This is a genomic window from Lentibacter algarum, from assembly GCF_040580765.1.
Taxonomy (GTDB): domain Bacteria; phylum Pseudomonadota; class Alphaproteobacteria; order Rhodobacterales; family Rhodobacteraceae; genus Lentibacter; species Lentibacter algarum.
Genome location: NZ_CP158687.1, coordinates 2,490,054 through 2,516,003 on the forward strand (window position 1 = coordinate 2,490,054; position 25,950 = coordinate 2,516,003).

Annotated in this window: 27 protein-coding genes, 3 tRNA genes and 1 pseudogene; 15 read left to right on the forward strand and 16 right to left on the reverse strand. The window is 56.4% G+C overall.

Annotation, left to right across the window (positions count from 1 at the left end; all coding sequences use genetic code 11):
- Positions 1-182: 182 nt before the first annotated feature.
- From DSM117340_RS12375 to DSM117340_RS12395, 5 genes and pseudogenes are all read left to right on the forward strand, one after another.
- Positions 183-272: transfer RNA gene (locus DSM117340_RS12375), tRNA-Ser, on the forward strand.
- 150 nt (positions 273-422) lie between these two features.
- Positions 423-1,598: a site-specific integrase gene (locus DSM117340_RS12380; RefSeq protein ID WP_089892051.1), complete on the forward strand. Its 1,176-nt coding sequence runs from the start codon at positions 423-425 to the stop codon at positions 1,596-1,598.
- 108 nt (positions 1,599-1,706) lie between these two features.
- The gene (locus tag DSM117340_RS12385) at positions 1,707-2,114 is read left to right on the forward strand and encodes a hypothetical protein (protein WP_354689675.1); all 408 of its coding nucleotides are present in this window, start codon (positions 1,707-1,709) and stop codon (positions 2,112-2,114) included.
- A 52-nt stretch (positions 2,115-2,166) separates the two neighbouring features.
- A protein-coding gene (locus DSM117340_RS12390) for an IS3 family transposase (RefSeq protein ID WP_089894336.1) occupies positions 2,167-3,518 on the forward strand; the annotation gives its coding sequence in 2 pieces (ribosomal slippage) (positions 2,167-2,503 and positions 2,503-3,518; 1,353 coding nt in all).
- 74 nt (positions 3,519-3,592) lie between these two features.
- Positions 3,593-3,919: pseudogene (locus DSM117340_RS12395) on the forward strand (urocanate hydratase); the annotation flags it as partial.
- Positions 3,920-4,165: 246 nt separating this feature from the next.
- On the opposite strand, the gene aroQ reads toward DSM117340_RS12395, so the two are convergent.
- The 5 genes from aroQ to DSM117340_RS12420 all read right to left on the reverse strand — a co-directional run bounded on the left by aroQ (position 4,166) and on the right by DSM117340_RS12420 (position 7,854).
- A complete protein-coding gene (gene aroQ, locus DSM117340_RS12400; RefSeq protein ID WP_089892115.1) occupies positions 4,166-4,594 on the reverse strand; it encodes a type II 3-dehydroquinate dehydratase in 429 nt (142 codons plus the stop codon).
- A 122-nt stretch (positions 4,595-4,716) separates the two neighbouring features.
- A complete protein-coding gene (gene lysM / locus DSM117340_RS12405) occupies positions 4,717-5,124 on the reverse strand; it encodes a peptidoglycan-binding protein LysM (RefSeq protein ID WP_089892118.1) in 408 nt (135 codons plus the stop codon).
- A gap of 67 nt (positions 5,125-5,191) precedes the next feature.
- Positions 5,192-6,985, reverse strand: a complete 1,794-nt coding sequence (locus tag DSM117340_RS12410) for an ABC transporter transmembrane domain-containing protein (protein WP_089892121.1) — start codon at positions 6,983-6,985, stop codon at positions 5,192-5,194.
- Positions 6,986-7,070: 85 nt separating this feature from the next.
- Positions 7,071-7,144, reverse strand: a tRNA-Gly gene (locus DSM117340_RS12415).
- A 35-nt stretch (positions 7,145-7,179) separates the two neighbouring features.
- On the reverse strand, positions 7,180-7,854 hold the full coding sequence (locus DSM117340_RS12420) for an SOS response-associated peptidase (protein WP_089892124.1): 675 nt from the start codon (positions 7,852-7,854) through the stop codon (positions 7,180-7,182).
- Positions 7,855-7,966: 112 nt separating this feature from the next.
- Here DSM117340_RS12420 and maiA point away from each other — a divergent pair, with 112 nt between their 5' ends.
- Positions 7,967-8,611: a maleylacetoacetate isomerase gene (gene maiA, locus DSM117340_RS12425; protein ID WP_089892127.1), complete on the forward strand. Its 645-nt coding sequence runs from the start codon at positions 7,967-7,969 to the stop codon at positions 8,609-8,611.
- Between the two features lie 49 nt (positions 8,612-8,660).
- Complete coding sequence (locus DSM117340_RS12430; protein WP_089892130.1) at positions 8,661-9,695, forward strand: TRAP transporter substrate-binding protein; 1,035 nt, start codon at positions 8,661-8,663, stop codon at positions 9,693-9,695.
- 63 nt (positions 9,696-9,758) lie between these two features.
- On the opposite strand, the gene DSM117340_RS12435 is transcribed toward DSM117340_RS12430, so the two are convergent.
- From DSM117340_RS12435 to DSM117340_RS12470, 8 genes are all read right to left on the reverse strand, one after another.
- Positions 9,759-10,337, reverse strand: a complete 579-nt coding sequence (locus DSM117340_RS12435; RefSeq protein WP_089892133.1) for a GNAT family N-acetyltransferase — start codon at positions 10,335-10,337, stop codon at positions 9,759-9,761.
- Positions 10,337-10,732 (reverse strand): ketosteroid isomerase-related protein, encoded by a 396-nt coding sequence (locus DSM117340_RS12440; protein WP_089892135.1) that lies wholly within the window; start codon positions 10,730-10,732, stop codon positions 10,337-10,339. The genes DSM117340_RS12435 and DSM117340_RS12440 overlap by 1 nt, the downstream gene beginning before the upstream one ends.
- Complete coding sequence (locus tag DSM117340_RS12445) at positions 10,729-11,127, reverse strand: low molecular weight phosphatase family protein (RefSeq protein ID WP_245724441.1); 399 nt, start codon at positions 11,125-11,127, stop codon at positions 10,729-10,731. The genes DSM117340_RS12440 and DSM117340_RS12445 overlap by 4 nt, the downstream gene beginning before the upstream one ends.
- Positions 11,128-11,193: 66 nt before the next feature.
- On the reverse strand, positions 11,194-11,673 hold the full coding sequence (locus DSM117340_RS12450; protein WP_089892142.1) for a UPF0262 family protein: 480 nt from the start codon (positions 11,671-11,673) through the stop codon (positions 11,194-11,196).
- A 232-nt stretch (positions 11,674-11,905) separates the two neighbouring features.
- A complete protein-coding gene (gene hisD / locus DSM117340_RS12455) occupies positions 11,906-13,210 on the reverse strand; it encodes a histidinol dehydrogenase (RefSeq protein ID WP_089892145.1) in 1,305 nt (434 codons plus the stop codon).
- A 72-nt stretch (positions 13,211-13,282) separates the two neighbouring features.
- Positions 13,283-13,753, reverse strand: a complete 471-nt coding sequence (locus tag DSM117340_RS12460; RefSeq protein WP_089892148.1) for a DUF2948 family protein — start codon at positions 13,751-13,753, stop codon at positions 13,283-13,285.
- The gene (gene murA / locus DSM117340_RS12465; RefSeq protein WP_089892151.1) at positions 13,750-15,021 is read right to left on the reverse strand and encodes a UDP-N-acetylglucosamine 1-carboxyvinyltransferase; all 1,272 of its coding nucleotides are present in this window, start codon (positions 15,019-15,021) and stop codon (positions 13,750-13,752) included. Before murA ends, DSM117340_RS12460 begins: the two co-directional genes overlap by 4 nt.
- A gap of 5 nt (positions 15,022-15,026) precedes the next feature.
- Positions 15,027-15,188, reverse strand: coding sequence for a hypothetical protein (locus DSM117340_RS12470; RefSeq protein ID WP_177170687.1), 162 nt, complete (start codon positions 15,186-15,188; stop codon positions 15,027-15,029).
- An 86-nt stretch (positions 15,189-15,274) separates the two neighbouring features.
- On the opposite strand from DSM117340_RS12470, the gene DSM117340_RS12475 reads away from it, so the two are divergent.
- A tRNA-Thr gene (locus DSM117340_RS12475) sits at positions 15,275-15,349 on the forward strand.
- A 106-nt stretch (positions 15,350-15,455) separates the two neighbouring features.
- A complete protein-coding gene (locus DSM117340_RS12480) occupies positions 15,456-16,454 on the forward strand; it encodes a hypothetical protein (RefSeq protein WP_271437471.1) in 999 nt (332 codons plus the stop codon).
- 16 nt (positions 16,455-16,470) lie between these two features.
- Here DSM117340_RS12480 and DSM117340_RS12485 read toward each other — a convergent pair whose 3' ends face one another.
- The 3 genes from DSM117340_RS12485 to DSM117340_RS12495 all read right to left on the reverse strand — a co-directional run bounded on the left by DSM117340_RS12485 (position 16,471) and on the right by DSM117340_RS12495 (position 19,247).
- A complete protein-coding gene (locus DSM117340_RS12485) occupies positions 16,471-16,611 on the reverse strand; it encodes a hypothetical protein (RefSeq protein WP_177170688.1) in 141 nt (46 codons plus the stop codon).
- Between the two features lie 147 nt (positions 16,612-16,758).
- Complete coding sequence (locus DSM117340_RS12490; protein WP_089892157.1) at positions 16,759-17,628, reverse strand: CobW family GTP-binding protein; 870 nt, start codon at positions 17,626-17,628, stop codon at positions 16,759-16,761.
- Positions 17,625-19,247: an amidohydrolase gene (locus DSM117340_RS12495; RefSeq protein WP_271437470.1), complete on the reverse strand. Its 1,623-nt coding sequence runs from the start codon at positions 19,245-19,247 to the stop codon at positions 17,625-17,627. Before DSM117340_RS12495 ends, DSM117340_RS12490 begins: the two co-directional genes overlap by 4 nt.
- 99 nt (positions 19,248-19,346) lie before the next feature.
- Between DSM117340_RS12495 and DSM117340_RS12500 the strand changes: the two genes are divergently transcribed.
- The 6 genes from DSM117340_RS12500 (at position 19,347) to DSM117340_RS12525 (ending at position 25,905) form a co-directional block, all read left to right on the forward strand.
- Positions 19,347-20,276, forward strand: coding sequence for a LysR family transcriptional regulator (locus DSM117340_RS12500; protein ID WP_089892164.1), 930 nt, complete (start codon positions 19,347-19,349; stop codon positions 20,274-20,276).
- Positions 20,277-20,380: 104 nt separating this feature from the next.
- Positions 20,381-21,937 (forward strand): ABC transporter substrate-binding protein, encoded by a 1,557-nt coding sequence (locus tag DSM117340_RS12505; protein WP_271437469.1) that lies wholly within the window; start codon positions 20,381-20,383, stop codon positions 21,935-21,937.
- Between the two features lie 71 nt (positions 21,938-22,008).
- A complete protein-coding gene (locus DSM117340_RS12510; RefSeq protein WP_089892169.1) occupies positions 22,009-22,983 on the forward strand; it encodes an ABC transporter permease in 975 nt (324 codons plus the stop codon).
- A gap of 1 nt (position 22,984) precedes the next feature.
- Positions 22,985-23,863 carry an ABC transporter permease gene (locus DSM117340_RS12515; protein ID WP_177170689.1) on the forward strand — a complete coding sequence of 293 codons (879 nt, stop codon included), beginning with the start codon at positions 22,985-22,987 and terminating at the stop codon, positions 23,861-23,863.
- A 99-nt stretch (positions 23,864-23,962) separates the two neighbouring features.
- Positions 23,963-24,937, forward strand: coding sequence for an ABC transporter ATP-binding protein (locus DSM117340_RS12520; protein ID WP_089892172.1), 975 nt, complete (start codon positions 23,963-23,965; stop codon positions 24,935-24,937).
- The gene (locus DSM117340_RS12525) at positions 24,934-25,905 is read left to right on the forward strand and encodes an oligopeptide/dipeptide ABC transporter ATP-binding protein (RefSeq protein WP_089892175.1); all 972 of its coding nucleotides are present in this window, start codon (positions 24,934-24,936) and stop codon (positions 25,903-25,905) included. The genes DSM117340_RS12520 and DSM117340_RS12525 overlap by 4 nt, the downstream gene beginning before the upstream one ends.
- The last annotated feature ends 45 nt before the right edge of the window (positions 25,906-25,950 follow it).

Below are 25,950 nucleotides of genomic sequence, written 5' to 3' on the forward strand. Positions count from 1 at the left end.
TTTTCACACGCTTTGAGCAAGAGCTTAGCCTTTTGGGCCGCTTATGAAAAGTCTGCGCTTCGCAATCGGCATAAATTCGTCAGCCGAAAAGACCTATAAAATGACATCTCTGTAAAAATCTTCACCCAATGTGTGTTTTTGTGGTTTTCACTGCCACAATCTCAGGCTAAGGAAGCCGCGTCGGAGGAGTGGCAGAGTGGTTGAATGCACCGGTCTTGAAAACCGACGAGGGTTAACGCCCTCCGTGGGTTCGAATCCCACCTCCTCCGCCATCTACCACTTTTGCTAGATTTGAATAGGTCGCCTTGGGCGGCCTTTTTCTTTTGTTTTTATGAGCTTGAGGCACTTTCCCAATTGCCTTGAGTTTCTTTCGATAGTGCCTATATTTATTCCTTGAGTGGTATGAATTGTGGTATTTTTAAATGAGCCTATCTGGAAAACTCACAAAGAAGCTAGTTGAGAATCTTGGCGCTGGGCGACACGGCGATGGCAATGGGCTGTATCTGGTGGTCGATCCTTCTGGTGCACGGCGCTGGATCGTACGCGTTGTGGTTAAAGGCCAAAAGAATAAGCAGGGTGCGCCGCTGCGCACTGACTTTGGCTTAGGCGGTGCTGACATTGTGACCCTCAACCAAGCGCGAGAACGCGCATTGGAATATCGCCGGATGGCAAAGCAGGGCTTGAACCCTCGCTTCAATGCACGGCAAGCAATCCCGACTTTTGAAGAAGTGGCGCAACAAGTTCACTTAGACCGTATGCCGACTTGGAAAAACGCCAAGCATGGCCAGCAATGGATCAACACATTGCGAGATTACGCCTTTCCCAAGATCGGGCGGATGCCGATTGATAGCATTGACCAGCCTGAAGTGATGATGTGCCTTGCGCCTATCTGGACAGACAAACATGAAACAGCCAAACGGCTGGCCCAGCGCATAAAGACTGTTCTTGATGTGGCACGCTCCAAGGGCTTCCGCTCTGGCGAAAACCCCGTGACTGCAATCAAAGACGCTCAGGCATTGCCAAAGGTCAAAGCCAAGGTGAAACACCATAAGGCGATGGCGTGGCGTGATGTGCCTACGTTCTATGCCGACCTCAAGACGCACAACGCGATGGCGGCAAAGGCGCTGATGTTTACTTGCCTCACGGGATCACGAACTGGCGAGGTTCTGGGAATGCGCTGGGATGAACTCGACCTCGATGCGCAGCTTTGGACTTGTCCAGCGGAGCGGATGAAAGGTGGAGAGGATCACCGTGTTCCGCTAACCGATGAAATGCAAGCAATCATAGAACCGTTGAAGGCGCTGGAATCGGAATATGTGTTTGAGGGCCAGAGACGGCACAAGCCTTTGTCGAACATGGCCATGTTGATGCTCTTGCGCCGGATGCAGGTTGAGGGCGTCACGGTACATGGTTTCCGCTCAACCTTCCGCGACTGGGCGGCAGAGGTGGCAAACGTACCGCGTGAAGTCGCTGAAATGAGCTTGGCGCACCAAGTTGGGTCTGATGTGGAGAGGGCGTATGCCCGCTCGGACTTATTGGAAAAACGCCGGGTCTTGATGAGCGATTGGTCAAAGTTCATTACTGGCATGTCGTCATAAAAAAGGGACGTAAAAGGGATGTTTTGCCCACTAGGTTACACAACACTTAAGAAGCTATGGGACACAAATCGGGCGGCTTTTTCTTGGAAAACCATGAATCTAGATCGCATGTTTGAACTGATGTTCGATGAAGGCAATCCGGCAGAATCAACTTGGATGGCAGAGAGGTTCTCTACGGATGAGTTGATTGAAAAAGTCCTTCTTGAAAAAGCCTTTGAAGGCGGGCTGTTTGTTTCATCACCATCTGGGAAAATTATGAAAATCGATGTGCCATTCTTCACTTCTGTAGACTATTTTTTTCACGTCATGCAGTCAGTTCCTGAATTTTTCAACGAACAATGTCGCCACTTTGAGCCCACTTGCATCAACCCTCAAAGGTTTTCCGAAATTACTAAACTGAAAAAAGAGGGCAAGGATCCGTGGTGGGAAATGAGAGAGCATCAAGGTTTTTGCAGCATGAATTACTATCATGACCGCCAAACCTGTCTGACGTCAGCCCCTGCTGGACAGATCTGAGCATTTGAACAACGGAGGATTTCTGGTTCATCTTATCGATTAGGAGATCGAGATGACAAAGAAGCCTACCACATCGAAAGATGCCGCCGACAAGGTGGTTAAGAACATCCGCCGCAAGACACGGCAAACCTATTCAGCGGAGGAGAAGATCCGCATTGTTTTGGCAGGTCTGCGTGGCGAGGAAAGTATTTCTGTGTTGTGCCGTCGTGAGGGGATCGCTGAGAGCCTGTATTATAGCTGGTCTAAGGAATTCCTTGAGGCAGGCAAGCGACGTCTGTCTGGGGACACTGCGCGTCAGGCGACGTCGCCAGAAGTGAAGGAGCTGCGTTCAGAGTCGCTGGCATTGAAAGAGTGCGTGGCGGATCTGACTCTTGAAAACCGGCTGCTCAAAAAAAGCATGACAGGAAATGGGGGATACGAGGAATGAGGTATCCAGCATCCGAGAAGCTTGAGATCATCCGCACCGTCGAAGGCTCACACCTGCCAGTCAAACAGACGCTTGATATGCTGTGCATTCCGCGCAGCACATTTTATCGATGGTACGATCTTTATCTCGATGGTGGTCTGGACGCGTTGGCGGATCATTCGCCGCGTCCCAAGTCTGTCTGGAACCGTATCCCAGACGTCAGGCGCGATGATTTGATCGAGTTTGCATTGGAGCACGAGGCGTTGTCGACACGCGAGCTTGCCGTCAAATACACGGATGAGAAGCGGTATTTTGTCTCTGAATCATCAGCTTACCGCATTCTAAAAGCAGCTGACCTGATCACTGCGCCTGATTATGTGGTGATCAAGGCTGCTGACGAGTTCACAGACAAAACCACAGCTATCAACGAGATGTGGCAGACTGATTTTACCTACTTTAAGATCATCGGCTGGGGCTGGTATTATCTGAGCACAATCCTGGACGATTACAGCCGCTACATCATTGCATGGAAACTCTGCACAAATATGCGTGCTGAGGACGTAACAGACACGATCGAGCTGGCATTGGCTGCATCCGGTTGTGATCAAGCCACTGTTCGGCACAAGCCGCGCCTGCTCAGCGATAACGGCTCCTGCTACATCTCTGGCGATCTGGCTGAGTGGCTGGAAGGGCAAAGAATGGATCACGTTCGCGGAGCACCGCTCCACCCGCAAACGCAAGGTAAGATCGAGCGCTGGCACCAGACCATGAAGAACCGTGTTCTGCTGGAAAACTATTACCTGCCCGGCGATCTCGAGCGTCAGATCGGGGCTTTTGTCGAGTATTACAACAACCAGCGCTACCACGAGAGCCTGAACAACGTCACACCCGCTGACGTCTACTTCGGGCGCGATAAAGCCATTTTGAGGGAAAGGGAGAAGATCAAAAGCCAAACAATCCGCCAACGCCGCTTGCAACATCAAAAACAAGCAGCATAATCAATCACACGAACGAACCAGAGCCTCCTGTGCTCAAGCCGATCTGATGTCCAACTTTATATGACGACGGACAGGCTTCGCCCAACCGCGAAACCGAAGCCATGCGCGACGGCTCCGATGCCGTCTCCGACTGGCCGCTTCTCAACGCACTGGTCAACACTGCTTCAGGCGCGACTTGGGTCTCGCTGCACCACGGTGGCGGCGTCGGTATGGGCTTTAGCCAGCACTCAGGCGTGGTCATCTGCGCAGACGGAACACCCGAAGCCGCCAAGCGCCTTGAACGTGTCCTCTGGAATGACCCCGCCTCAGGCGTCTGGCGTCACGCCGATGCAGGATATGAGGAGGCGCTCGACTGCGCCCGCGTCAACAAGCTCCGCCTGCCTGGCATTCTTGGCAATTGAGCTCACAGGGTGTGCAACCTCTGCGCACCCGACACACCTGTCGTGTCCCCACCGCACGCACCGTTACCTAATTTTCTCTTACCAAAATTGCCATTCAGGCGGTGCACGGGTTGTGCACGGGTTGTGCACGCTTTTCACCCCCCTCAATCTGGCGGCCAAAAGCAGCGTTAACCTTTCAAAACGCAGCTCTAGGATTTGCCTAAGCAAAGCCTGCTAGACTTACCAAAACCTAAGAAAAATAAGCTTCTAGAGCTGCCCCAAGGCCCACTCCAACCCTTCAACATATCCCGCCACACCATGACCAACGATCACATGATCGGCTCGCAAACTGACGTAAGAATGATGCCGAAACGCCTCCCGCTTGTGCACATCCGAGATATGGACCTCGACGACAGGCCCGTCAAAAGCGCTGAGCGCGTCTAGGATTGCCACAGACGTATGCGTATAGGCCGCAGGGTTGATCACAATCGCACTCGCCGCATCACGCGCCTCTTGGATCCAGTCCACGAGCACGCCTTCATGGTTGCTTTGACGAAAGTCGACAACAGCGTTTGGCGCGGCTTTGCGGCACATAGCCTCCACATCTGCGAGCGTATCAGAACCATAGATTTCAGGCTCCCGCTTACCCAGGAGGTTGAGGTTGGGTCCGTTCAAAACAAAGATGGTCTGCGCCATGATGCGTCCTTTTCAGCTTGCCCCGACAGTGGCCAGTACGCGCAGAAAGTGCAAGCCAGACATGCCAAGGGCCCCCACATATCTTGCAGAGGCCCTTGATTTTGTGGTGCTTTACGAAAGCTTCAGTCCTGCGGGATGCGCAGCACCTGACCAGGGTAAATCTTGTCTGGGTCCGAAAGCATTGGCTTGTTGGCTTCAAAAATCTCCATATAGCGTGAGCCTTTGCCCAGCGCCTTTTCAGAGACAGCCCAGAGCGTGTCGCCCTTTTCAACGGTGTGGAAATTGGCTTCGCCCGCGTCGTCTTCGACTTCGGCAACGCCATCAACATTGCCAACTGCGAGGATTACTTTTTCGCGCATTTCCTCAGAAACAGCGTTCCCCGTGACTTTGACTTTGTCGCCTTCGATCACGATGTCGAGGCCCTCGGCGTCAAGCCCGAGATCCGCAACTTCTTTCTTCAAATCATCGGCGGTTGGTTCTTCACTCTTGAGGCGTTTGCCTGAGCGCTTGAAAAAACTGAAAAGACCCATCTGGCCCTCCTTTACTCATATACAAACCAGACTTTGGGCGATCAGCGAGCCCCCTGCAAGGGGGAAATCACGCCGCCTCTGCCCCATCAGTAAACTGAAGCCGCGCCAGTCGCGCATAGAGCCCGTTTTCCGCGACAAGCGCATCATGCGTACCCTCAGCCACAACCGCTCCATCCTGCATCACAACGATACGGTCTGCTTTTTTGACGGTCGCCAAACGATGCGCCACGATCAAAGTGGTGCGGTTCTTTGAGAGATGCTCAACAGCCTCCTGCACCGCGCGTTCGCTCTCGGCATCAAGAGCCGATGTGGCCTCATCCAACAGCAGCACAGGCGCATCCCGCAAGATCGCCCGCGCAATCGCTACGCGTTGCTTCTGTCCCCCCGAAAGCATCACGCCGCGCTCTCCAAGCTTGGTGTCATAGCCCTCGCTCAAAGCTTCAATAAACTCGTGTGCCGCCGCAGCCTTGGCTGCAGCCTCAACCTCAGCATCGCTTGCCTCTGGGCGGCCAAAGCGAATGTTGTCGCGCGCGCTGCCCGAGAAGATCACAGGGTCTTGCGGCACCACAGCGATCTGGCTGCGGAAATCTTCCCGCTGCATCTCGCGCAGGTCCACACCGTCGAGCTTGATCGCCCCCTCCTGTGGATCATAAAATCGCTGGATCATTTGCATTACAGTGGTTTTGCCAGCCCCTGACGGACCAACAAAAGCAACGGTCTCACCTGGTTTCACAGCAAGGCTCACCGCATCCAGCGCCTGACGATCAGGCCGTGACGGATAGGCAAAGCTGACACTCTCAAAGCGTACATCGCCCCTCAAAGGCGCAGGGCAATCCTTGGGCGCAGCGGGATCATTCACTTTGTCTGTGGCGTTCAAAAGCTCCACAAGCCGCTCTGTCGCGCCAGCCGCGCGCTGCAACTCACCCCAGATTTCCGAAAGCGCAGCAACCGCGCCCGCAACCATGATTGCATAAATCACAAACTGTACCAACGCACCCGAGCTCATCTGATCCGCACGCACATCCCGCGTCCCGATCCAGAGAACCCCGACAACGCCAGCAAAGACCAAAAACATCACCGCGACAGTCATAATCGAGCGCACTGTGATACGCTGTTTCGCCACCTCGAAACTCTTCTCTGTCACGTCAGAAAAGTCCCGCCGCGCCACGCTTTCCTGCGCAAAGCTCTGGACCGTCTGAACCGCGCTCAGGGTTTCGGCTGCCTGTCCCGATGAGGCCGCAATCCAGTCTTGGTTTTCGCGGCTCAGCACACGCAAGCGCCGGCCCAGCGTCAGAATCGGCACGACCACGAGGGGCACGATCAACAACACAAGCCCCGTGAGCTTGGCGCTTGTGAAGAGCATCAAAATCATTCCGCCCAAGAATATCAGCACATTGCGCAGCGCCACTGAAACCGACGAACCAATCACCGATTGGATCAAGGTGGTATCCGTTGTGATGCGGCTCAGGATTTCGCCTGTCATCACCGTCTCATAAAAGCTCGGCGACAGCCCGATCACGCGATCAAACACAGCTTTGCGGATATCGGCCACAACGCGTTCTCCCAGCCGAGTGACAAGCGCATAGCGCAGCCCCGTGCCCAGAGCCAGAAGAGCAGCGACGCCGATCGCGGCGACAAAATAAAGATCGAGTATCTCGACATTTTCAGTGCTGAAGTTGTCGATCACACGGCGCACAGCCAGCGGCAAAGTGAGCGACAACGCCGCCGTCAGCATCAGCGCCAAAATAGCCGCAACAACGAGTCCACGGTAAGGTGCCATAAATGGCATCAACGCCTTGAGCGCAGCCACGTCCTTCGTACCCGCGCGTTCTTCGCCGTCTTTTACTGTTGTTCGTGCCATGTTTTACGCGCCTTTCAAGTCTAGCGCTTTTTGAAGGGCCAAGGCAGGGCCGTCAAGCATTCAACTGTGGCGATGTAAGATGATTTGGAGCGGGCGGCGGGAATCGAACCCGCGTCATTAGCTTGGAAGGCTAAGGTCTTACCACTACACAACGCCCGCTTCGGTGGCAGCAATATCGGCTGCTTGCGGGAGCGTCAAGCGCCCTCGTCGCCCTCCCATGGTTCAATCAGCTCAGACCCCTCTGAACGGTTGCTATTGATCATGCGGCTGACCCGATGGGTGATGAGCACATCTTCCTCGGCAGGGAGCATCAACCGAGCCGCACCCTTCCCTTCTTCGCCAAGCCATTTGCCCCAATCCTTGCGTTCAAGAATCACTGGCATCCTGTCGTGCACCCGTCCCGTCAGCTCGTTTGACGCGATCGTCACCATCGCGCAGGTTGCGATCGGCCCGTCATCGCTTTCCCACTCTTGCCAGATCCCAGCCAATGCCATTGGATCACTGTCGCGGCGCGCATAGTACCAAGGCAGTTTCATACCGCTCGCCGAAGCCCATTCGTAATATCCACTTGCAGGGATGATACAGCGCCGCGCCCGCGCTGCGCCTTTGAAAGCGGGCTTTTCGGCTAGCGTCTCAGCCCTTGCATTGATCAGCAGAGGCCCCGCATTCGCAGCCTTGTACCACGCTGGAATAAACCCCCAGCGCATGCCAACCAAGGCGCGCCCCTCACCGCTCATGCGCACCACATGCACAGGATCGGTCGGGCAAATATTGTAGTTTGGAACTGCAGGCAAACTGTTGGCGGGCAAAGCCGCAAAGAGCTTTGCCATGGAATCGCTTGGAAGGCTAACTGCAATACGTCCACACATCGATTAAAGGCTAGAGCACTCGTAAGAGAGGTAAAAGCGATGAAACAATTTTGTTGCCTTTGATATACATGTTACATATCAATCTAAAATCAATTGGGAGGTGTAACACTTTATGGAATTCTACGGATACTTCCGCAGTTCGAGTTCTTATCGCTGCCGCATCGCGTTCAACCTGAAAGGCGTTGAACCGCACTTCCGACCTGTGCACCTCAAAAACGGCGCACAGCATGACCCTGCTTTCAAGGCACTTAATCCACAAGGCCTTCTGCCCGCACTCGTGACGGATGAGGGCGATGTTCTGATACAGTCTCTGGCCATTCTCGAATGGCTAGACGAAACGCATCCAAACACGCCGATTCTGTCTAAAAACCCTGTTACACGCGCCAAAGAACGTGGCTTCGCACAAGTCATCGCCTGTGAGGTCCACCCGCTGCAAAACCTAAGGGTGCTCAAATACCTGACAGGTGATCTCGGCCTAGACGAAGCCGCCAAAGACGCGTGGCTCGCACGCTGGCTGCGCGACGGGCTTGAAGCCTGCGAAGGCCTCCTTGCCCAGCGCGACGAGCAGAGCGAATTTTGCTTTGGTGATACACCCGGCCTTGCCGATATCTGCCTCGTGCCACAGGTCTTTTCCGCAGAGCGTTTTGGCATTCCTTATGCCGATCTGCCGCATATTTCCGCCGTATACGCCGCTTGTCAGTCGCTCTCAGCGTTTGACAAAGCAGCGCCAAAGAACCAGCCTGATTTCGAAGCCTGAAGCTCGAATCTCTGGGCCAACCAGACGTGTCAAAAAAGGGAGTAAAAACATGTCACTTATGAAAAACGCACTCAAAGGGTTTGCCGTTGCCGCAGCCCTCGCAGTGACAGGAGCGTCCGCACAGGCGCAAGACGTCACACTGAAGTTCCACCAGTTCCTGCCACAGCAAGCCAACGTGCCAAAGCTGATCATCGACCCTTGGATTCAGCGCGTCGAAGAAGCCTCCGGTGGCAAGATCAAGATTGACCACTTCCCATCCATGCAGCTCGGCGGCAAGCCACCTGAGCTCATCGGTCAGGTGCAGGACGGCGTTGCAGATATCGTCTGGACAGTTCTCGGCTACACACCAGGCCGCTTCCCACAGGCCGAAGTCTTTGAACTTCCCTTCATGATGAACAACGCCGAGGCCACATCACGCGCCTTCTGGCACTTCGCCGAAGCCAATATGTTCGACAAGGACCTCAAGGATTTTAAAATCCTCGCGACATTCGTCCACGGCCCAGGCCTCATCCACTCCAACAAACCCATCACAAGCGTAGCAGACCTCAACGGCGTCAAGCTGCGCGCGCCCACACGCGTCATCAACCAGATGGTCTCGGGCCTCGGCGCAACACCTGTTGGTATGCCGGTGCCTGCTATTCCTGAAGCCCTCTCCAAAGGCGTGATCGACGCGACAGTGATCCCATGGGAAGTCACAGCTGCTTTGAAAGTCCCAGAGCTTGTCGGAAACCACACAGAGTTCGGAACAGAAGCGCTCTACACAACTGCTTTCGTCTTCGCGATGAACAAGCAGAAGTATGAAGGCCTCTCAGACGAGCTCAAAGCCGCGCTCGACAGCCAGTCAGGTGCTGATCTTTCAGCCCTCGCAGGCAAGCTGATGCAAGGCGCTGACGCAGGTGGCCGTGAAGCTGCAGCAGCCAATGGCAACAACATCATCACTCTGACAGACGCGCAAGTCGCAGAGTGGAAAGACGCTTCAAGCGGCGTTGCTACAAGCTGGGTCGAAGACATGAACAGCAAAGGCTTTGATGGCCAAGCTTTGCTTGATCAAGCCAAAGCTCTGATCAAAGAGAACGGCATGTAAGCTTTTATGAGCTGAAACCATAAGCCGCGGCAGCCCAGAGTTGCCGCGGTTTTTTTGTGCCCTCTAAAGTTCACGCAGCCAGAACTGCAATGCCTTTGAGCTTTCTGAATCCTCGCCCAAATCCCGCCAGCGAAACTGCGCAATAACGCCCTCAAGCGGTATATAGCCCCGTCCCCGCCAAAAGGGATCAAGCGGTCGGTAGCCTTTAGGCTCCATGGGATGCTCCCCACGCACGACCGCGCAAAATGCCACTTTCCCAAAACCAAGCTCTCGCGCATGCGCTTCACGCGCTTCAAAAAACGCATGCCCAATCCCTCGCCCGCGAAACTCTGGCAACAGAACAGACTCAGCACAATAGAACACGTCCCCGAGATCAATTTCGCTGTCTGCAAACGCCGCCGCAAAATCATCCGAATGTCCCATGAGTGGCATCCCCGTGGCCGCGCCCACAAGCCTGTCGCCCTCAAATGCACCGACAACAATAGCGCCATCATTGGCCCGATACGGCTCTAAGTAGCGCCGTTCATAGGCAAAGTCGCCGTCATATAAATAAGGAAAGTCGGCAAATACTTTTATGCGCAGCCGCGCCAGATCATCAAGGACTGCGTCCAGCGCACGCCCCGTCAGGGTGCGCAGCTCCATCAGCGGCTCACTTGCGCCACCCAGTCGGCGAGGTTGTAATAGGTCACAACACGGCTGATCTTATCGCCCTCAAGGCTAAAAAAAGACCCCGCAGGCAAACGATAGCTTTGTCCATTGGCTTCGGGCAGACCGCTGTCTGTCGCAAGATAGGTGCCGTTTACAATATACTCCGCTGCAGCCCGTGTACCGCCTTCTGCCGCAAAAATCACCATATCGGTCAGCTCTTCTTGGTAGCAGCGGCTCATATGCGCACAAAACTCACCAAAAGCCGCCTTTCCACGCCGAACTTGGCCTTCGTTGACATGATGCGCCACATCTTCGGCCACACAAGCCAACATGGCCTCGATATCGCCAGCATTAAATGCTGCAAAATAGGCTTCAACAGTTTTGCTCATGTGCCCTCCTGAGGCGCACCCCAATGCGCCGTAATCTGAGCGATAATTTGATCACGCGCCTCGCGATACGCGGCCAGCTTGGCCTCACGTCCTTCGCCCTTGGCAGTCGGGTCCATGATCGGCCAATACTCAAGATCGGTATGAAAGCCTTTGGTCAGGCTCTCGGCCAGATTGCGGCTCGTTGGCGACAACGCCACCACCACATCAAAAGAGCTGAGCACCTCGCCCATCTCTTCCATCTCTTCAAAGCTGCGCGAGCGATGGCGTGAAATTTCCACACCGAGTTCCTCGCAAACAGCCACGCAAAACCCGTCAATCTCCAGATCATTGCGCACGCCTGCAGATTGGACATATGTGCCCGAGCCGTAGAACTTTTTCATCAAGCCTTCCGCCATAGGCGAGCGCACTGCATTATGATCGCAGCAAAACAACACCGATTGCGGAAGCTTATTCCCCAAACCCTAGCCCCCGAAATGTAGAACGCAGACGAGTGTAAAAAGCCGCCGCGCCGTGTCATTATCCACTTCGGCTTTGCCCTCGAGACGTTCCGCCAAGATGCGCGCGCCCTCATTGTGAATGCCGCGCCGCGCCATATCGATCGTTTCGATCTGACTGGGTGGCATCGTCTTTACAGCGTCAAAATAGCTCTCACAAATCTGCCAATAGTCTTTCACAACTTGACGAAACGGCGACAGCGAGAGATGGAACTCCGCCGCCTTATCCTCAGCCTCGGTCAACACATCAAATACAAGCCGCTTGTCACGGATCGAAAGCCCCACATGGTAGGGCCCTTCTGGGACAGCACGCTCGTCGCGCTTGGGCAGCGTGAAGACATTGTCTTCCAGCAAATCATAGATTGCCACCTTCCGCTCCTGCTCGATCTCTGGCGTCGGCGGCGGCAGGTTGCTGTCATCCAGCTCAATATGAGAAATCCGCGACATCATCATGCGCCTTCCACTTCACTTAACGTCCCCACGCGCAGGCTAGCGCGTTTCACCAAATCTAGCGCGCACCCCACCGATTGCAACGACAAGCATGCACCACACCGTGCAAAAAGCTGCCGCAAGACCCTTTTTCTTTCTCTAAATATCCTGGGGAAAGCGCGAGGAGGGCAAAGCCCCCCTCGCCAAGGCGATTTGGCGCAGCCAAAGCGCAACTCAAATTGCCGCGCCTTCAGAGTTCGTTCAAATGATTCAAGCGCGCCCGAACGCTGAGACCGTGCGCTTCAAGGCTTTCAGAAATCGCCAGCGTTTCCGCCGCAGGTCCGATTGCGCGCAAAGCGGCAGGGGTCATTTTCGCAAGCGTTGTACGCTTCACAAAATCCATCACCGACAGGCCAGAAGAGAACCGCGCCGAGCGCGCAGTCGGCAAGACATGGTTCGGCCCGCCCACATAGTCACCAATCGCTTCGGGCGTCCAAGCGCCAAGGAAGATTGCTCCCGCGTGGGTAATCTGTTCACTCAGCCCATCAGGGTCCGCCACACAAAGCTCCAGATGCTCGGGCGCAATACGGTTAGAAAGCACGGCCGCAACGTCAAGGTCAGGCACAAGGATGACCGCGCCGTAATCGCGCCAGCTCTTACCCGCAATTTCGCGCCGCTCGAGCGTGAGCAAATGCCGCTCGATTGCCGCCTCCACAGCTTTCGCCATAGCACGGTCAGTGGTGATAAGGATCGATTGAGCACTCTCGTCGTGCTCGGCCTGTGAGAGCATATCCAGCGCAATCCAGTCAGGGTCGTTGTCCCCGTCGGCAATCACCAAAATCTCGCTTGGTCCCGCGATCATATCGATGCCGACCTTGCCAAAAACCCGCCGCTTGGCCGCCGCGACAAAGGCGTTGCCAGGCCCCGTGATCTTATCAACGGGCGCGATGCTCGTCGTTCCGTACGCCAACGCAGCAACAGCCTGTGCCCCACCGATACGATAAATTTCATCGACGCCCGCGAGCCGTGCCGCAAGCAGAACGAGCGGATTGGCCACTCCGTCAGGTGTGGGAACAGTGATCGCCAGCCGCTCAACCCCCGCCACTTTCGCGGGGATCGCATTCATCAAGACAGACGAGGGGTAAGACGCCAGCCCCCCCGGCACATACAGGCCAGCGGCGCTCACTGGCGTCCAGCGCCAACCCAGTGTTGCACCACTTTCGTCCACCCAGCTCGCATCTTCAGGCATCTGGCGCGCGTGGTAGGCGCGGATGCGCTCGGCAGCAAGCTCCAGTGCCTCTCGCTCATGCTGGGGAACCTCAGCAATCAACGCCTCGATCTCCTCAGGCGCAAAGCGCAGAGTTTCAGGCGTCAGCGTCAGACGATCATAGCGTTCGGTGAGCTCAATAACCGCCGCATCTCCGCGCGCGCGCACATCCGCAATAATCTCGGCAACAGCCGCGTCCACATCAGGGCTGTCCTCACGTTTCGCCCCCAAAAGGGCGGCAAACTGCTCTTCAAAGTCTGGCGTTGTCGCGTCGAGAAACTGTGGCATGGTCGTCCTTTCAAGGCTTGCGCCCGTCTTAGCCCCAGAGACCACCGCCCTCAAGCGCCAGATGTGTCGCAGTCAGCTCTCGTGGCTTGGGGTTTTCTTTGACGGAGCCACGTATGGCCGCGTCACATCCTTGAGTGTGACTTCAAGCGCTTCACAGTCAAGACGGATCGCGCCGTCGCCCGCGAGCGTCAGAACAACCTTGCCTGTAGGGGTCTCGCCCGCCTCCCACTCCATCGTAAGGAGCGACAGAACCGTTTCCTTATCGTCCCGTTCAAGCCCCTGTGTGGCCACACCCAACACAGTGTCAAACGCGAGTAACGCCTGCACCCGCTCAGGAGCGTGGCGGGTTTGAGATTTATCTTCCCAGCGAAAACGATTGATCAAAAGCGCAAAGCGGCGCGCCTTGCGGTCATATTTCATTTCGGTGATCGGAAAGACAGCGTCCTGCACAAGAGCCGATATCACCTTCAGGTCATCCGTATCCATCGCCCCAAGGTTCAGTGGCCGCTCGGCCCCGTCCTCAAAGCTTGCATCCACACTCATGATGCTTTCACCCGTTCGACTTTTGCACCAATGCCCGAAAGCTTGCGCACCACATGCTCATAACCGCGATCGAGGTGATAGACACGGTTCACAACGGTTTCACCCTCCGCCGCCATACCCGCCAAGATCAACGAAACAGACGCGCGCAGATCGGTCGCCATCACTGGCGCCCCCTTGAGACGCTTCACGCCCTTCACAGTCGCCGTGCCGCCGTGCACTTCAATATCTGCCCCCATACGCTCAAGCTCGGGCGCATGCATAAAGCGGTTCTCGAAAATCTTCTCTTCGAGGACAGATGTGCCCTCTGCTGTGCAGAGCAATGCCATCATCTGCGCCTGCAAATCGGTCGGAAAGCCCGGGAAAGGCTCCGTCGTCACATTCACCGCCTTGATCGGCCCCGTCTTGCGCGCCACTTTGAGGCCCGAAGCTGTCTCTTCCACATCAATGCCCGCCTCGTTGAGCTTTGCAACAAAGCTCTCGACAAGGCTCAGCTTGCCGCCAAGACACTCAACTTCACCACCGCAAATCGCAGGGGCAAGCATATAGGTTCCAAGCTCGATCCGGTCGGTCACAACCTGATGGGTCGCCCCACCAAGTCGGTCCACACCCTCAATAGTGATCGTGCTTGTGCCGTCGCCGTCAATCTGCGCACCCATCTTGCGCAAGCAGTCTGCAAGATCGACAATCTCGGGCTCACGCGCGGCGTTGTTGATCACAGTTGTGCCCTTCGCAAGGGTCGCTGCCATCATGATATTCTCAGTCGCCCCGACAGAAGCGAAAGGAAAGTCGATCACCGCGCCTTTGAGCCGCCCGCCGCCTGCCTTGGCGTGCAGATAGCCTTCCCTCAGCTCAATCGTCGCGCCCATTTTCTCCAAACCATCAGTGTGGATGTCCATCGGGCGCGCGCCAATCGCACAACCACCAGGAAGCGAGACCACAGCGTGCCCCTCACGCGCCAGAAGCGGCCCCAGCACAAGATTTGACGCGCGCATTTTGCGCACAATATCATAGTCCGCACGGGTATTGATTTCCCCGTGGCACGACATAGCAATCACTTGGCCATCCGAGAGCGCAGAAATCTCTGCACCAAGGCTTTCCAAAAGCTGTGTCATGGTGCGAATATCAGAGAGACGTGGCGCATTGGTCAGCGTCAGCGGCTCTTCGCTCAAAAGCGTGGCCGGCATCAGGGCAAGACAAGCATTTTTCGCCCCTGCAATCGGGATCTGCCCACTTACGGGGCCGCTGCCTGTTACGATAATCTGATCCATCTGCTCTACCCTTTATCTTTACTCGTCGCACTCTCACCACTTTGTGCGGCGGTGCGTGCCTTAGCCTGCGCCTTACGGCGCGCCATATTGGCCTTTAAAGCCGCTTTCAAGCGGTCTTCACGGGCGGTTTCACCCTTGGCTTTCGGTTTTGTGTTTTTTGGCTCCATAATGGTCTCTTATAGCGCTTGAGCATAAGCGTCCAGATTGGCCTTGCGTGAAAGCTGAATTGGGTCTAATCACCCGCCACATCGTTGCTGCAGTAGCTCAGTGGTAGAGCGCGTCATTGGTAATGACGAGGTCGGGAGTTCAATCCTCCCCTGCAGCACCAGATTTTCCCCTCAAAGCTTCGCACAAAGCCGAAAGGCTTTGTTTCGCCCTAAAATACCCGCATCTTTCGGCTAAAACCTCCTCGCATCACAACGGGCGGGCATAGCATGAGCCTTCTAAGATACAGCTTCATACTGGCAATCCGTGCCACACCACACCTTATCGTGTCGAAATTCTTTTTCGAGTTTCGCCTCGGCTTTTATGGTGTTTTGGCGACGTTTCTCGCCGTTCTCGCCGCATTTACGGCGCCTGTAATGATCATCTTTGTACCGCTCACGATTGCCTTCACCAATACAGCCAACACGCTTACAAACTTGCACTCCTTGCTTGGGTTCATCGGCGTGGCGCGCCGCCAGAGGCTGGAGTATCTGATCAGTGAGGTGATCAAAATAAGTGTGATGCGTGGCTTGTCGTCTCTGCTCGCCAGCGCGCTTGTCGTATTCATGCTGGTCGGCCTATATGGCCCTGCACACCTCGCAGACCTTTTTGCTGCGCCGCTTGAGGCCCTCGCACGCGATATGGCCCTCTTCAACGAAGGGCGCATTCCCGCCGTCCTCGCGGCCAGCCTACTCTACACACCTTTTTCTCTAGTGCTTGGCGCACTTTTTGCCGTGCCAACAGCCGCCGCCGCCTATGCCATTGGCCACTCTGATCGGGTCTTCAATGGCTTATGGGGGATCGGGTTCAACTTCTGGTCAATCCTGACAAGTCGCCTTTCCTATGTTGGTGTACTCGGCGGCTTTGCCCTATTTACCGTGATCTTTTTCATCCCAGAGGTCAGTCTTCGCTCACTGATCCATCTGGCCCAAAGCGCCTTCACAGGCCAAACGCCTGATCTGATCAACTATCCTATTTCAGAACCAAAGTTTGAGACGCCCGGCGCCCAAATCGCGCTTATGCTCTGGATTGTTTTTAACGGCTATCTCCTCCAGCCTTTCTGGCTGGCCACAGCCGCTCTGTCCTTCCGCCTTGCCTTGGAGCAAGAGGAGGCTCGGGATGCCGCCGACACCCCCTGCCCTGACACCCAACGCGCCCAAGAAGATGCCGAGCGCGTCAAGACAGTTGATCTGCGAAAAGCCCGTATGCCTGCCCGCTGGCAGACCTAAATCAAAGCGCCCGTGCCTATCTCTGGAACATATCGCCCAGCGACGAAAGATCGCTGCCGATCCCCTGAAAGACCTGCCCAGCTCCATGGCCCAAGCCACTCAGAGTGCCACAGCCTGAAACTGCTAAAAATAGCGCCAATGCCAAATAACGGCTCATGTTCAATCCTCAAATATTATTTTTTTATGCAGAGATAATATGACTTGGAGAACGAAAAGAGAAGCCACATTGGCGTCTTACAAGCATTGTCCAAACACTTTTGCAAAAGACTCAAAAAACCACACATCTCGTGACACCCCAGCAAGCTTAGCCATCGGCCGCCCACCAGCGCTCGATATCGTCAGCACTGAGCGCCGCCTTGGGGCCTATAGCAACGATCTGGCCAGCTTTAGGCTGTGCGCAGTCACGCACGCTCACCTGCCCACCAACCACATGAAGCTCAAGCCCGCCGCTCTCGCCCCTGAGCCGCCCTTTGATGCGATATACCCCCGCAGGCCGCGCCGCGAGTTTATTCAAGAGATGCGCGCGCTCAAAAACACGCGCTTCCTCACAGGACCAGCTCTGATAGGCTGGATGTGCCGAACCGCCCGCCACAGGCCCCGCGTGTTCGCTGCGCTCCAAGAGCAGCTCTGCAAGCGACAAATCCTCCTCAAGGGCCATCACGGGCGCACCTGAAAGCACCGTAAGCTCAAGCTTCAACCCCGCGCTTTCGCCCTTGGCCAGCAAGACCAAGTCCGCCTCGCGCACCTGAGTCTTAACCTGCTCTCCAACAAGGCTGTCTCTCGCCAAAGCAGGATAATTTAGCGCATCAACAACGGTGACAATTCCTGAATACAAAAGCTCGCGCTCGGCAAGAGCCGCATTGGCTATCTTTGCAGGTTGCGCCACTCCACTGGCCTCGATGACAAGATGATCTGGCCTTGGCACACGGTCAAGCGCATCCCCAATCGCCATGAACAGATCGCCGCCAATCGTGCAGCAGACACAGCCGTTTGACAGCGTCAACGTGTCCTCATCAGCGCTCTCCAAAAGCTCAGCATCAATATTGATAGCTCCAAAATCATTGACCAGAACCATCAGGCGCGCCCCGTGTGGCTCAGCCAGCAAACGGTTGATCAACGTAGTCTTGCCCGCGCCCAAATAGCCGGCAATCACCGTGAGTGGCAGGCGTTTCATAGCAGATGCAGCGCCCCACTCAGCACCGTGCCGAGCACCTCAACATCCTTAAGCGCTGCGGCTTTTGTTGGATCTTCGCCCAAGATGGCAAAATCTGCGCGCTTACCAGCCTCGATAGAGCCAATCTCGTGATCAAGCTTGAGGGTATACGCCGCTCCCAGCGTAATCGCATAGAGTGCCTCTTCGGTGGTGATCCGCTGCGCCTCGCCCAGAACGCGCCCGCTCATCGTCTCACGCGCCACAGCGCACCAAGCTGTAAACAAGGGGCCCATAGGCGTCACTGGCGCATCGGAATGAAGTGCAACGCGCACGCCTTCATCAAGTGCAGAGCGTGCCGCATCCATGCGCATGGCGCGTTCCTCGCCAATGGTCAGCTCAGCGTGCTGGTCGCCAAAATACCAGATATGATTGCTGAAGATATTGGTGCAAATTCCCATATCCGCGCATTTGCGGAACTGATCACGCCCCATCATCTGACAGTGCTGCAAAACATGCCGTGCGCTCGGCCACGGGTGCTTGCGTCCTGCCGCCTCAATTGCTGCAATAGAGACTTCGGATGCCTCGTCTCCATTTGTGTGAATATGCATCTGAATGCCCTGCTTCTGCATTTCCTCACAGAGCGCAAAGATAGTTTCAGGCGGCGTGTTCCAGATTCCGTTTGGCTGCCCGCCCACATATCCGGGCCACTTCACGCGTGCAGTCCAGCCCTGAATGGAGCCGTCCGTCATGAGCTTTACAGCACCAAGGCGGAGCTTCTCATGGCTGTGTGTCTTAAGCTTCAGCGCTTTCTGCGCAATCTCTTCAGGGCTGCCACCGATCGCCCCAAGCGTTGGCACAAGCCGGATCGGGAAGCTGGCTTCGCCCGTAACACTCACAAGTGTCCCCAAATCATCCGCCTCGATGGTGGCGAATAGATCTGTCGCGGTGGTGACGCCCGCACGCGTACAAACCTGCCCATAAGAACGGATCGCATCCTCGGTTTGGCTCAGCCCACGAAAGTCGATGCCGAGACGACGCATAACAGGAAACATCGCCGCCATCTCTTGAAGCTCACCACTCAAACTACCGTCTGAACCGCGTAGAACACCCTCGACATTGGTCTGCGCATCGTACCCCGCCATTTCCAACGCAACGCTGTTCACGCACATCAAATGGAAGTTGGAAAACATGATCGCAATCGGCCGCGTTGCGCTGATTTGGTCAAGATGCTTTCGGCTCAGCCGCTCGGAGCGAAGGAAGATCGGATCAAACCCCCAGCCGACAAGCGCCCTGCCCTCAGGCAAGGTCGCTTCCGCTGTGCTCAGGCTCTCCACCACGGCGTCAATCGTCTGCATCCCAGGCCAGAGCTTACCATCAGGATCGATACGGTCGTGATAGCCAGCATAGGCATACTGCCACATCGCGCCCGCCATCATATGCGCGTGACCCTCCACAAAGCCGGGCATGAGAACCGAGTCCTTGAAGCTATCGTCATAGACAACATCGCCCCATTGAGCCGCGCAGTCCTGACCGCCCACCGCGAGAATATGTCCGTCTTGCACGGCAACATGGCTGGCACGCGGGCGGTTTGGATCCATTGTAATGATCTCGCGCGCCGCAAAAACAGTAATCTGGCTCATGACTCTCTCCCTCTTTGAACAAAGAAGTAACGCAGGCTTGTTAATCGGAAAAATAGATTTAACATCGCCCTTACACCGTTTTTTCCGAGGATATCTGTCGTGCACTTTACCCTCAAACAATTGCGATATGTCGATGCCGCTCTGCGCACAGGCTCAATCGTGCAGGCCGCCAGAGAAATGAACATCTCCCAATCTTCGATTGCTGCGGCGATTGACGCCAGCGAAGCTCTCATGGGGGTACCGCTCTTTCACAGGATGCCCGCCAAAGGCATCGTCCCTACCGATGAGGGGCTGCTTGCCGCCAGCAAAATTGCAGCCTTCCTTGCCGATGCTCGCATATTAGAATCCGACCTGCTCTCAAGCCGAGGCGCAACAGTGGGTAGCCTGCGCATGGGCTGCTACGCTCCAACAGCCCCCTATATGCTGCCGCGCATCCTCAACCGCCTCACCGCCCAGCACCCTGAAATCCGTATTGAACTGCGCGAAGGCGATATGGAAAGCCTTGTCGGCTTTCTCAACACCGGTGTCATAGACGCCGCCCTAACCTATCGCCGCACAATTCCCGATACGATGTTCTTCCAGCCGATGTTTCGCGCGCGCCCCTATGTTCTCCTGCCCGAAGTCTCGCCGCTGGCAGCCAAATCCGAGCTTTCGCTCACCGATATCGCAGATCTCCCCATGATCATGCTCGATCTCGCCGCAACGAAGCCCTACTTCACATCGATCTTCAAACAAGCTGGCCTCGCCCCCCGCATTGTACACACGACTCAAAGTTCCTCAGTCCTGCGCGGCCTCGTCGCTGCCAACTACGGGTACTCGATTCTCAATATTTGCGGCCCCAACGACCGCAAAGGCGCGAGCGGATACGTCTGCCGCCCCCTCATAGGCGCGATAGACGAACCCGCCTTTGGCCTCGCCTACACCCGCAACGCCCGCCACACTCCGATCGTAAACGCTGTGCTGGAAATCTGCGCACTCTTGTCCTCTGAAGGCGCGTTTGACGATCTGTTTCTGGCGCCCACTCCCTAAAACATCAAAAAAACCGAGCTTAGGCAAAGGAAAACACTGTTTTGATAGTGGATAGCCCGCGCTAGCCTGTTTCCAATACAAAAAAGAAACCAAGGGAGTCTCAAATGAAGTTCACAACACGCCTGTTGGGTGCTGTTGCCGTTTCGGCAATGTCGCTCTCCGCCCTGCCAGCCTATTCCGAAGGCGGCACGTTGGTCATCGCCTCGACACAAGTGCCCCGCCACCTCAACGGCGCAGTCCAGTCAGGCATCGCCACAGCCGTGCCCTCAACGCAGATTTTTGCATCGCCCCTGCGCTATGACGAAAATTGGGAGCCACAGCCATACCTCGCCGAAAGCTGGACAGTGGCCGAAGACGGCCTCTCCGTGACGCTCAACTTGGTGAAAAACGCGACCTTCCACGATGGTAAACCTGTCACAAGCGAAGATGTGGCCTTCTCGATCATGACGATCAAAGAAAACCACCCCTTCCAGACGATGTTTGCACCCGTCTCAAGCATCGACACGCCCGACGCCAACACCGTTGTGATCAATCTCAGCCAGCCGCACCCAGCGCTGCTTCTGGCCATGTCCCCCGCCCTTGCGCCGATCCTTCCCAAGCATATCTACGGTGACGGGCAGGATGTGAAATCACACCCCGCAAACTCGGCCCCCGTGGGCTCCGGCCCCTTCATGCTTGAAGAATTCAAAGCTGGCGAAGCCATCGTAATGAAGAAAAATCCCAACTTCTTCATTGAGGGCCGCCCAAAGCTTGACGAAATCATCGTCAACATCATCAAAGACCCCTCAGCGCTTCTGATTGCGATGGAAAACGGTGATGCCGACATCTATCCTTTCATGGCGGGAAGTCAGGAAATCAAGCGGCTGGAAAAAGTCGACGCCCTTGAAATCACCAGCGAAGGCTACGCCGCCGTTGGCCCGATCAACTGGCTCGCATTCAACACAGCGTCCGAAAAGCTCAGCGATGTGCGCGTGCGTCAGGCCATTGCCTATGCGGTTGATCGCGACTTCATCACAAAGGCCCTGCACCGTGGCGTTTCCAAGCCACAACGTGGCCCAATCATAGAAAGCTCACCCTTCTTTGATGGCAGCATTCCCGCCTATGATACCGATCTGGACAAAGCCAACGCGCTCATGGCCGAGGCGGGCTATGGCGACGGGATGGAACTGACGATTGACTATATTCCTGGCCCCAAAGAGCAACAGCAGTCTGTGGCCGAATATCTGAAATCCCAGCTCAAAAAGATCGGCATCGAGCTCACTGTGCGCGCCGCCCCCGACTTCCCCACATGGGCAGGCCGCGTTGGCGGGCATGACTTCGAACTCTCGATGGACGTGGTCTTCAACTGGGGTGATCCTGTGATCGGTGTTCACCGCACATACCTCAGCTCCAACATCCGCAAAGGCGTGATCTGGTCCAACACCCAGTCCTACAGCAACGCACGTGTCGACGAAATTCTCGGCGCCGCGGCAGTGGAGCTGGACATGGACAAACGCCGCGCACTCTATGCCGAGTTCCAGCAGATCGTCGCCGCTGATCTGCCGATCTACTGGATCAACGCAACGCCTTATCACACGGCCTTTAGCAAGAAGCTGAAAAACGCACCAAAAGGCATCTGGGGCACAATGCACCCGATGGATATGGTCGAGTGGGCCGAGTAACCCAGCGCTAGGCTTTTTGACAGGGCCGCAGTCTTGCGCGGCCCTGTCACCCTGAACACCTAGGATATCCCATGAGCCTCTCCTTTTTGTCACGCCGCCTTGCCTATGGCCTTCTCCTGATGCTCGGTGTCGTGGTTCTCAATTTCTTACTCATCCGCCTCGCTCCCGGCGATCCTGCTGTTGTGATTGCAGGCGAAATGGGTGGTGCGACCGAGGAGATGCTCGAAAGCATCCGCGAAGACTATGGCCTCAACAAGCCGGTCCTGACTCAGCTCTGGATTTACATTTCAGGCGTCGCCACAGGAAATCTCGGTGAAAGCTTCTTTTTCAACCAGCCTGTCTCAAAGCTCATCGCTGCGCGCATTGGCCCGACGATCCTTCTGGTGATCTCAGCCCAGATCATTTCGATCGTCCTTGGCGTCTTCCTCGGTGTCATCGCCGCACGCAAGCCCAATGGCGTCATGTCCGCCTTCGTCTCGGTCTTCGCCACCATAGGCTACGCCGTGCCCGTCTTCTGGACTGGCATCATGCTGATCATTCTCTTTGCCTCCGCCATCCCGATCTTCCCCGTTGAAGGCATGCAATCGGTCAAGCTGCGCGATGCCCCCTTTCTTACGCAGGCGCTCGATGTGGCGCATCATCTGGTGCTGCCCGCCTTTACACTGGCGATCATCTACCTCGCCCAATACGCCCGCCTCTCGCGCGCCTCCATGCTTGAGGTGCTCGGCTCCGATTACATCCGCACTGCCCGCGCCAAAGGCTCCCCTGAACGCACCGTTCTCTTCAAACATGCCCTGCGCAACGCGGCCCTGCCCATCCTGACGGTCGCAGGTCTGCAGTTTGGCAACCTCATCTCAGGCGCGCTTCTGGTCGAAACCGTGTTCAATTGGCCCGGCATGGGGCGGCTCGCATTTGAAAGCATCTTGCGCCGTGACTATCCCACCATCATGGGTGTGCTCTTCTTTGCCTCCGCGATGGTTGTTGTCGCCAATATCCTCACCGATATCTCCTATCGCTGGGCTGATCCTCGCCTGAGAGGCCGCTGATATGTCCAATCAAAACGATATGTCCGATTACACTGCCGAAAGCCCCGCACGCGAGGCTTGGCGCATGTTCCGTCGCAATATCCCCGCGCTCGTCGGGGTGTTTATCCTCGCCGTCATCATCCTGCTCACCCTCTATGGCCAGCTCTTTTACACAGGTGATGCGTTTGATGTTGTCTGGGCGCCCCACGAGCGCCCCGGCGTAACCCCCGAGTTCCCCCTCGGAACCGATTACCTCGGCCGCGACCTTGTTGCTGGTCTGCTCACAGGGGGCGGAGCCACACTTGCGGTCGGTGCCACCGCCGCCATGATCACCATGATCATCGGTATCACCTTCGGTGCGCTGGCGGGCTTTTATGGCGGCTGGGTCGACAATCTCCTGATGCGCATCACCGAATTCTTTCAGGTGCTTCCAGCCCTCCTTTTCGCCATGGTACTGGTCACGCTCTTTTCGCCCTCTCTCTTCACCATCGCTATGGCCATTGGCGTGGTAAGCTGGCCGCAGACAGCTCGGCTCACCCGTGCAGAATTTCTCAAAATCAAAGAGCTGGAATACGTCACAGCCGCCCGCGCCATTGGCGCCAAAAACAAGCGCATCATCTGGAAAGTCATCCTGCCCAACGCCATGCCTCCGCTCATCGTCTCCGCGACACTCACAATCGGCGTCGCCATCCTCTTCGAAGCAGGGCTCAGCTTTCTGGGCCTCGGCGATCCAAATGTCATGTCTTGGGGCCTCATGATTGGGGCCAACCGCGAATATATCCTCGATGCTTGGTGGCCTGTCACCTTCCCCGGCCTTGCAATCTTCTTCACAGTCTTCGCTGTCTCGCTGATCGGCGACGGCCTCAACGACGCCTTCAACCCAAAGCTGAGGGAGCGTTAAGCCCATGCAAGCTCTTTGTCTTTCCCAAAATATTCTGCGGGGGTGCGGGGGTGCAAAACCCTCGTTCCTGCCCCTGACCAATCGCGCCGTGGCCATCCGATGAGCGCTCTTCTTGATATCAAAGACCTGCGCGTCACATTCAACACGCGCTACGGCGAGGTGACAGCGCTCGACAGTGTCTCCCTGCATGTCAATGAAGGCGAAACACTCGGTGTTGTCGGCGAAAGCGGCTGCGGCAAGTCGATCACAGCCCTCGCCACCATGGGCCTCATCCCCTCGCCTCCAGGGCGTATCGCGGGCGGCTCCATTGCGCTCAACGGCGAAGAACTCACGTCCGCCTCCGAGGCCCGCCTGCGGGCCCTGCGCGGCGCTGAAATAGCAATGATTTTTCAAGAGCCGATGACCTCGCTCAACCCCGTCTTCACAGTTGGCGCGCAAATAGCCGAGGCCATCATGCTACACCAGAAGGTCAGCCGCGACACTGCTATGAAAGACGCCGTGGCCCTGCTCGATCGGGTGGGGATCCCCTCTCCCGCCGAGCGCGCGCGCGATTATCCACATCAGCTTTCAGGTGGGATGCGTCAGCGCGTGATGATCGCGATGGCTGTCTCCTGCCGTCCAAAGGTGCTCATCGCCGACGAGCCAACCACAGCACTTGATGTGACGGTTCAGGCCCAAATCTTTGATCTGCTCAATGAAATCCAGCGCGAGTTTGGCGCAGCCATCATTCTCATCACTCACGACATGGGCGCCATTTCCGAAATGGCCGACCGAGTCGCCGTCATGTATGCAGGCCGCGTCATCGAAGAAGCCTCCGCCGACAGCGTGCTCGACACCCCACAACATCCCTACGCGCGCGGGCTGATTGATTGCATTCCCGCACTTGGCAAAGGTGACACCGCTCTCAAAGAAATCCCCGGTGTCGTCCCGCCTCTGCACCTCTTGGGCGCGGGATGTGCCTTCGCCGCGCGCTGCGCCCACGCAAACGCGCGCTGCCTGTCCGAGAAACCGCAGCTGATAAACCATGGCCATCATCCCTCCGCCTGCCACGCCGTAGAAGAGGCCCGCATATGACAGTCCTTCTTAAAGCCAATGATCTGACAGTGCGCTTCACCTTGGGCAAAAAAGGCCTCTTCGGCGCGCGCCAGTATCTTGAGGCCGTGCGCTCCGTCTCCTTCACGCTTGAGCGCGGCCGCGCACTCGGGATCGTCGGCGAAAGCGGCTCAGGCAAAACCACAACAGCGATGGCTGCTATAAGGCTCACCGAGGCCGCGGGCGGGCAGGTGCTCTTTGAAGGAGAGGATCTGCTGACGCTATCCGATGAGGCCATGCGCCAGCGCCGCCGTGATATCCAGCTCATTTTTCAAGACCCGTATAGTTCGCTCAACCCGCGCGCGCGGGTTGCCGATATCGTCCGCGAGCCGATGGACCTTATGGAAATAGGAACACCCGCCGAACGCGACGCGCGCGTACGCGAGCTCTTTAAGCTCGTTGGCCTACGCCCTGATCAGCTCAACCTGTTTCCGCACCAGTTCTCAGGCGGGCAGCGTCAGCGCATCTCCATTGCACGCGCCCTCTCCACCAACCCAAAGCTGCTGGTCTGCGACGAGCCAGTGTCCGCACTCGACGTGGCCATCCAGGCCCAAATTCTCAACCTGCTGGCCCGTCTCAAAGACGAACTTGGCCTAAGCTACCTCTTTATCAGCCACGATCTCGGCGTGGTCCGCCATGTCTGCGATGATGTCGCCGTAATGTATCTTGGCAAAATTGTTGAACACGGGCCTGTTGAAGCCCTCTTTGAAGCCCCACAACATCCCTACACCCGAGCGCTTCTGGCCGCTGCACCGTCACTCGCACGGCGCAAGTCAAAAGGCTATGTGCGCCCGATGAAGCTCTCAGGCGATCCGCCCTCCCCGATCAACCCACCCAAAGGCTGCGCGTTCGCCGAGCGCTGCCCAAAGGCGCAGAACATCTGCCGCCAAAGCCCGCCAGAGGCACGCGAAGCACAAGGTTTGCACGTCGCATGCTATTTCCCGGGTTAAATTTGCGGATAGTCGGCTGGAGCGTGCCTCACTCTCGAGAGGTGG

What these genes read in the sequence shown, in the direction of transcription:
- DSM117340_RS12490 (WP_089892157.1), bottom strand. Translation starts at nt 17,628, where the DNA reads ATGAAACGCCTGCCACTCACGGTGATTGCCGGCTATTTGGGCGCGGGC.
- maiA (WP_089892127.1), top strand. Translation starts at nt 7,967, where the DNA reads ATGGAATTCTACGGATACTTCCGCAGTTCGAGTTCTTATCGCTGCCGC.
- murA (WP_089892151.1), bottom strand. Translation starts at nt 15,021, where the DNA reads ATGGATCAGATTATCGTAACAGGCAGCGGCCCCGTAAGTGGGCAGATC.
- DSM117340_RS12495 (WP_271437470.1), bottom strand. Translation starts at nt 19,247, where the DNA reads ATGAGCCAGATTACTGTTTTTGCGGCGCGCGAGATCATTACAATGGAT.
- DSM117340_RS12435 (WP_089892133.1), bottom strand. Translation starts at nt 10,337, where the DNA reads ATGGAGCTGCGCACCCTGACGGGGCGTGCGCTGGACGCAGTCCTTGAT.
- DSM117340_RS12445 (WP_245724441.1), bottom strand. Translation starts at nt 11,127, where the DNA reads ATGGCGGAAGGCTTGATGAAAAAGTTCTACGGCTCGGGCACATATGTC.
- DSM117340_RS12515 (WP_177170689.1), top strand. Translation starts at nt 22,985, where the DNA reads ATGTCCAATCAAAACGATATGTCCGATTACACTGCCGAAAGCCCCGCA.
- DSM117340_RS12460 (WP_089892148.1), bottom strand. Translation starts at nt 13,753, where the DNA reads ATGAGTGTGGATGCAAGCTTTGAGGACGGGGCCGAGCGGCCACTGAAC.
- DSM117340_RS12480 (WP_271437471.1), top strand. Translation starts at nt 15,456, where the DNA reads ATGAGCCTTCTAAGATACAGCTTCATACTGGCAATCCGTGCCACACCA.
- aroQ (WP_089892115.1), bottom strand. Translation starts at nt 4,594, where the DNA reads ATGGCGCAGACCATCTTTGTTTTGAACGGACCCAACCTCAACCTCCTG.
- lysM (WP_089892118.1), bottom strand. Translation starts at nt 5,124, where the DNA reads ATGGGTCTTTTCAGTTTTTTCAAGCGCTCAGGCAAACGCCTCAAGAGT.
- DSM117340_RS12525 (WP_089892175.1), top strand. Translation starts at nt 24,934, where the DNA reads ATGACAGTCCTTCTTAAAGCCAATGATCTGACAGTGCGCTTCACCTTG.
- DSM117340_RS12385 (WP_354689675.1), top strand. Translation starts at nt 1,707, where the DNA reads ATGTTTGAACTGATGTTCGATGAAGGCAATCCGGCAGAATCAACTTGG.
- hisD (WP_089892145.1), bottom strand. Translation starts at nt 13,210, where the DNA reads ATGCCACAGTTTCTCGACGCGACAACGCCAGACTTTGAAGAGCAGTTT.
- DSM117340_RS12470 (WP_177170687.1), bottom strand. Translation starts at nt 15,188, where the DNA reads ATGGAGCCAAAAAACACAAAACCGAAAGCCAAGGGTGAAACCGCCCGT.
- DSM117340_RS12410 (WP_089892121.1), bottom strand. Translation starts at nt 6,985, where the DNA reads ATGGCACGAACAACAGTAAAAGACGGCGAAGAACGCGCGGGTACGAAG.
- DSM117340_RS12430 (WP_089892130.1), top strand. Translation starts at nt 8,661, where the DNA reads ATGTCACTTATGAAAAACGCACTCAAAGGGTTTGCCGTTGCCGCAGCC.
- DSM117340_RS12510 (WP_089892169.1), top strand. Translation starts at nt 22,009, where the DNA reads ATGAGCCTCTCCTTTTTGTCACGCCGCCTTGCCTATGGCCTTCTCCTG.
- DSM117340_RS12380 (WP_089892051.1), top strand. Translation starts at nt 423, where the DNA reads ATGAGCCTATCTGGAAAACTCACAAAGAAGCTAGTTGAGAATCTTGGC.
- DSM117340_RS12485 (WP_177170688.1), bottom strand. Translation starts at nt 16,611, where the DNA reads ATGAGCCGTTATTTGGCATTGGCGCTATTTTTAGCAGTTTCAGGCTGT.
- DSM117340_RS12520 (WP_089892172.1), top strand. Translation starts at nt 23,963, where the DNA reads ATGAGCGCTCTTCTTGATATCAAAGACCTGCGCGTCACATTCAACACG.
- DSM117340_RS12450 (WP_089892142.1), bottom strand. Translation starts at nt 11,673, where the DNA reads ATGTCGCGGATTTCTCATATTGAGCTGGATGACAGCAACCTGCCGCCG.
- DSM117340_RS12505 (WP_271437469.1), top strand. Translation starts at nt 20,381, where the DNA reads ATGAAGTTCACAACACGCCTGTTGGGTGCTGTTGCCGTTTCGGCAATG.
- DSM117340_RS12440 (WP_089892135.1), bottom strand. Translation starts at nt 10,732, where the DNA reads ATGAGCAAAACTGTTGAAGCCTATTTTGCAGCATTTAATGCTGGCGAT.
- DSM117340_RS12420 (WP_089892124.1), bottom strand. Translation starts at nt 7,854, where the DNA reads ATGTGTGGACGTATTGCAGTTAGCCTTCCAAGCGATTCCATGGCAAAG.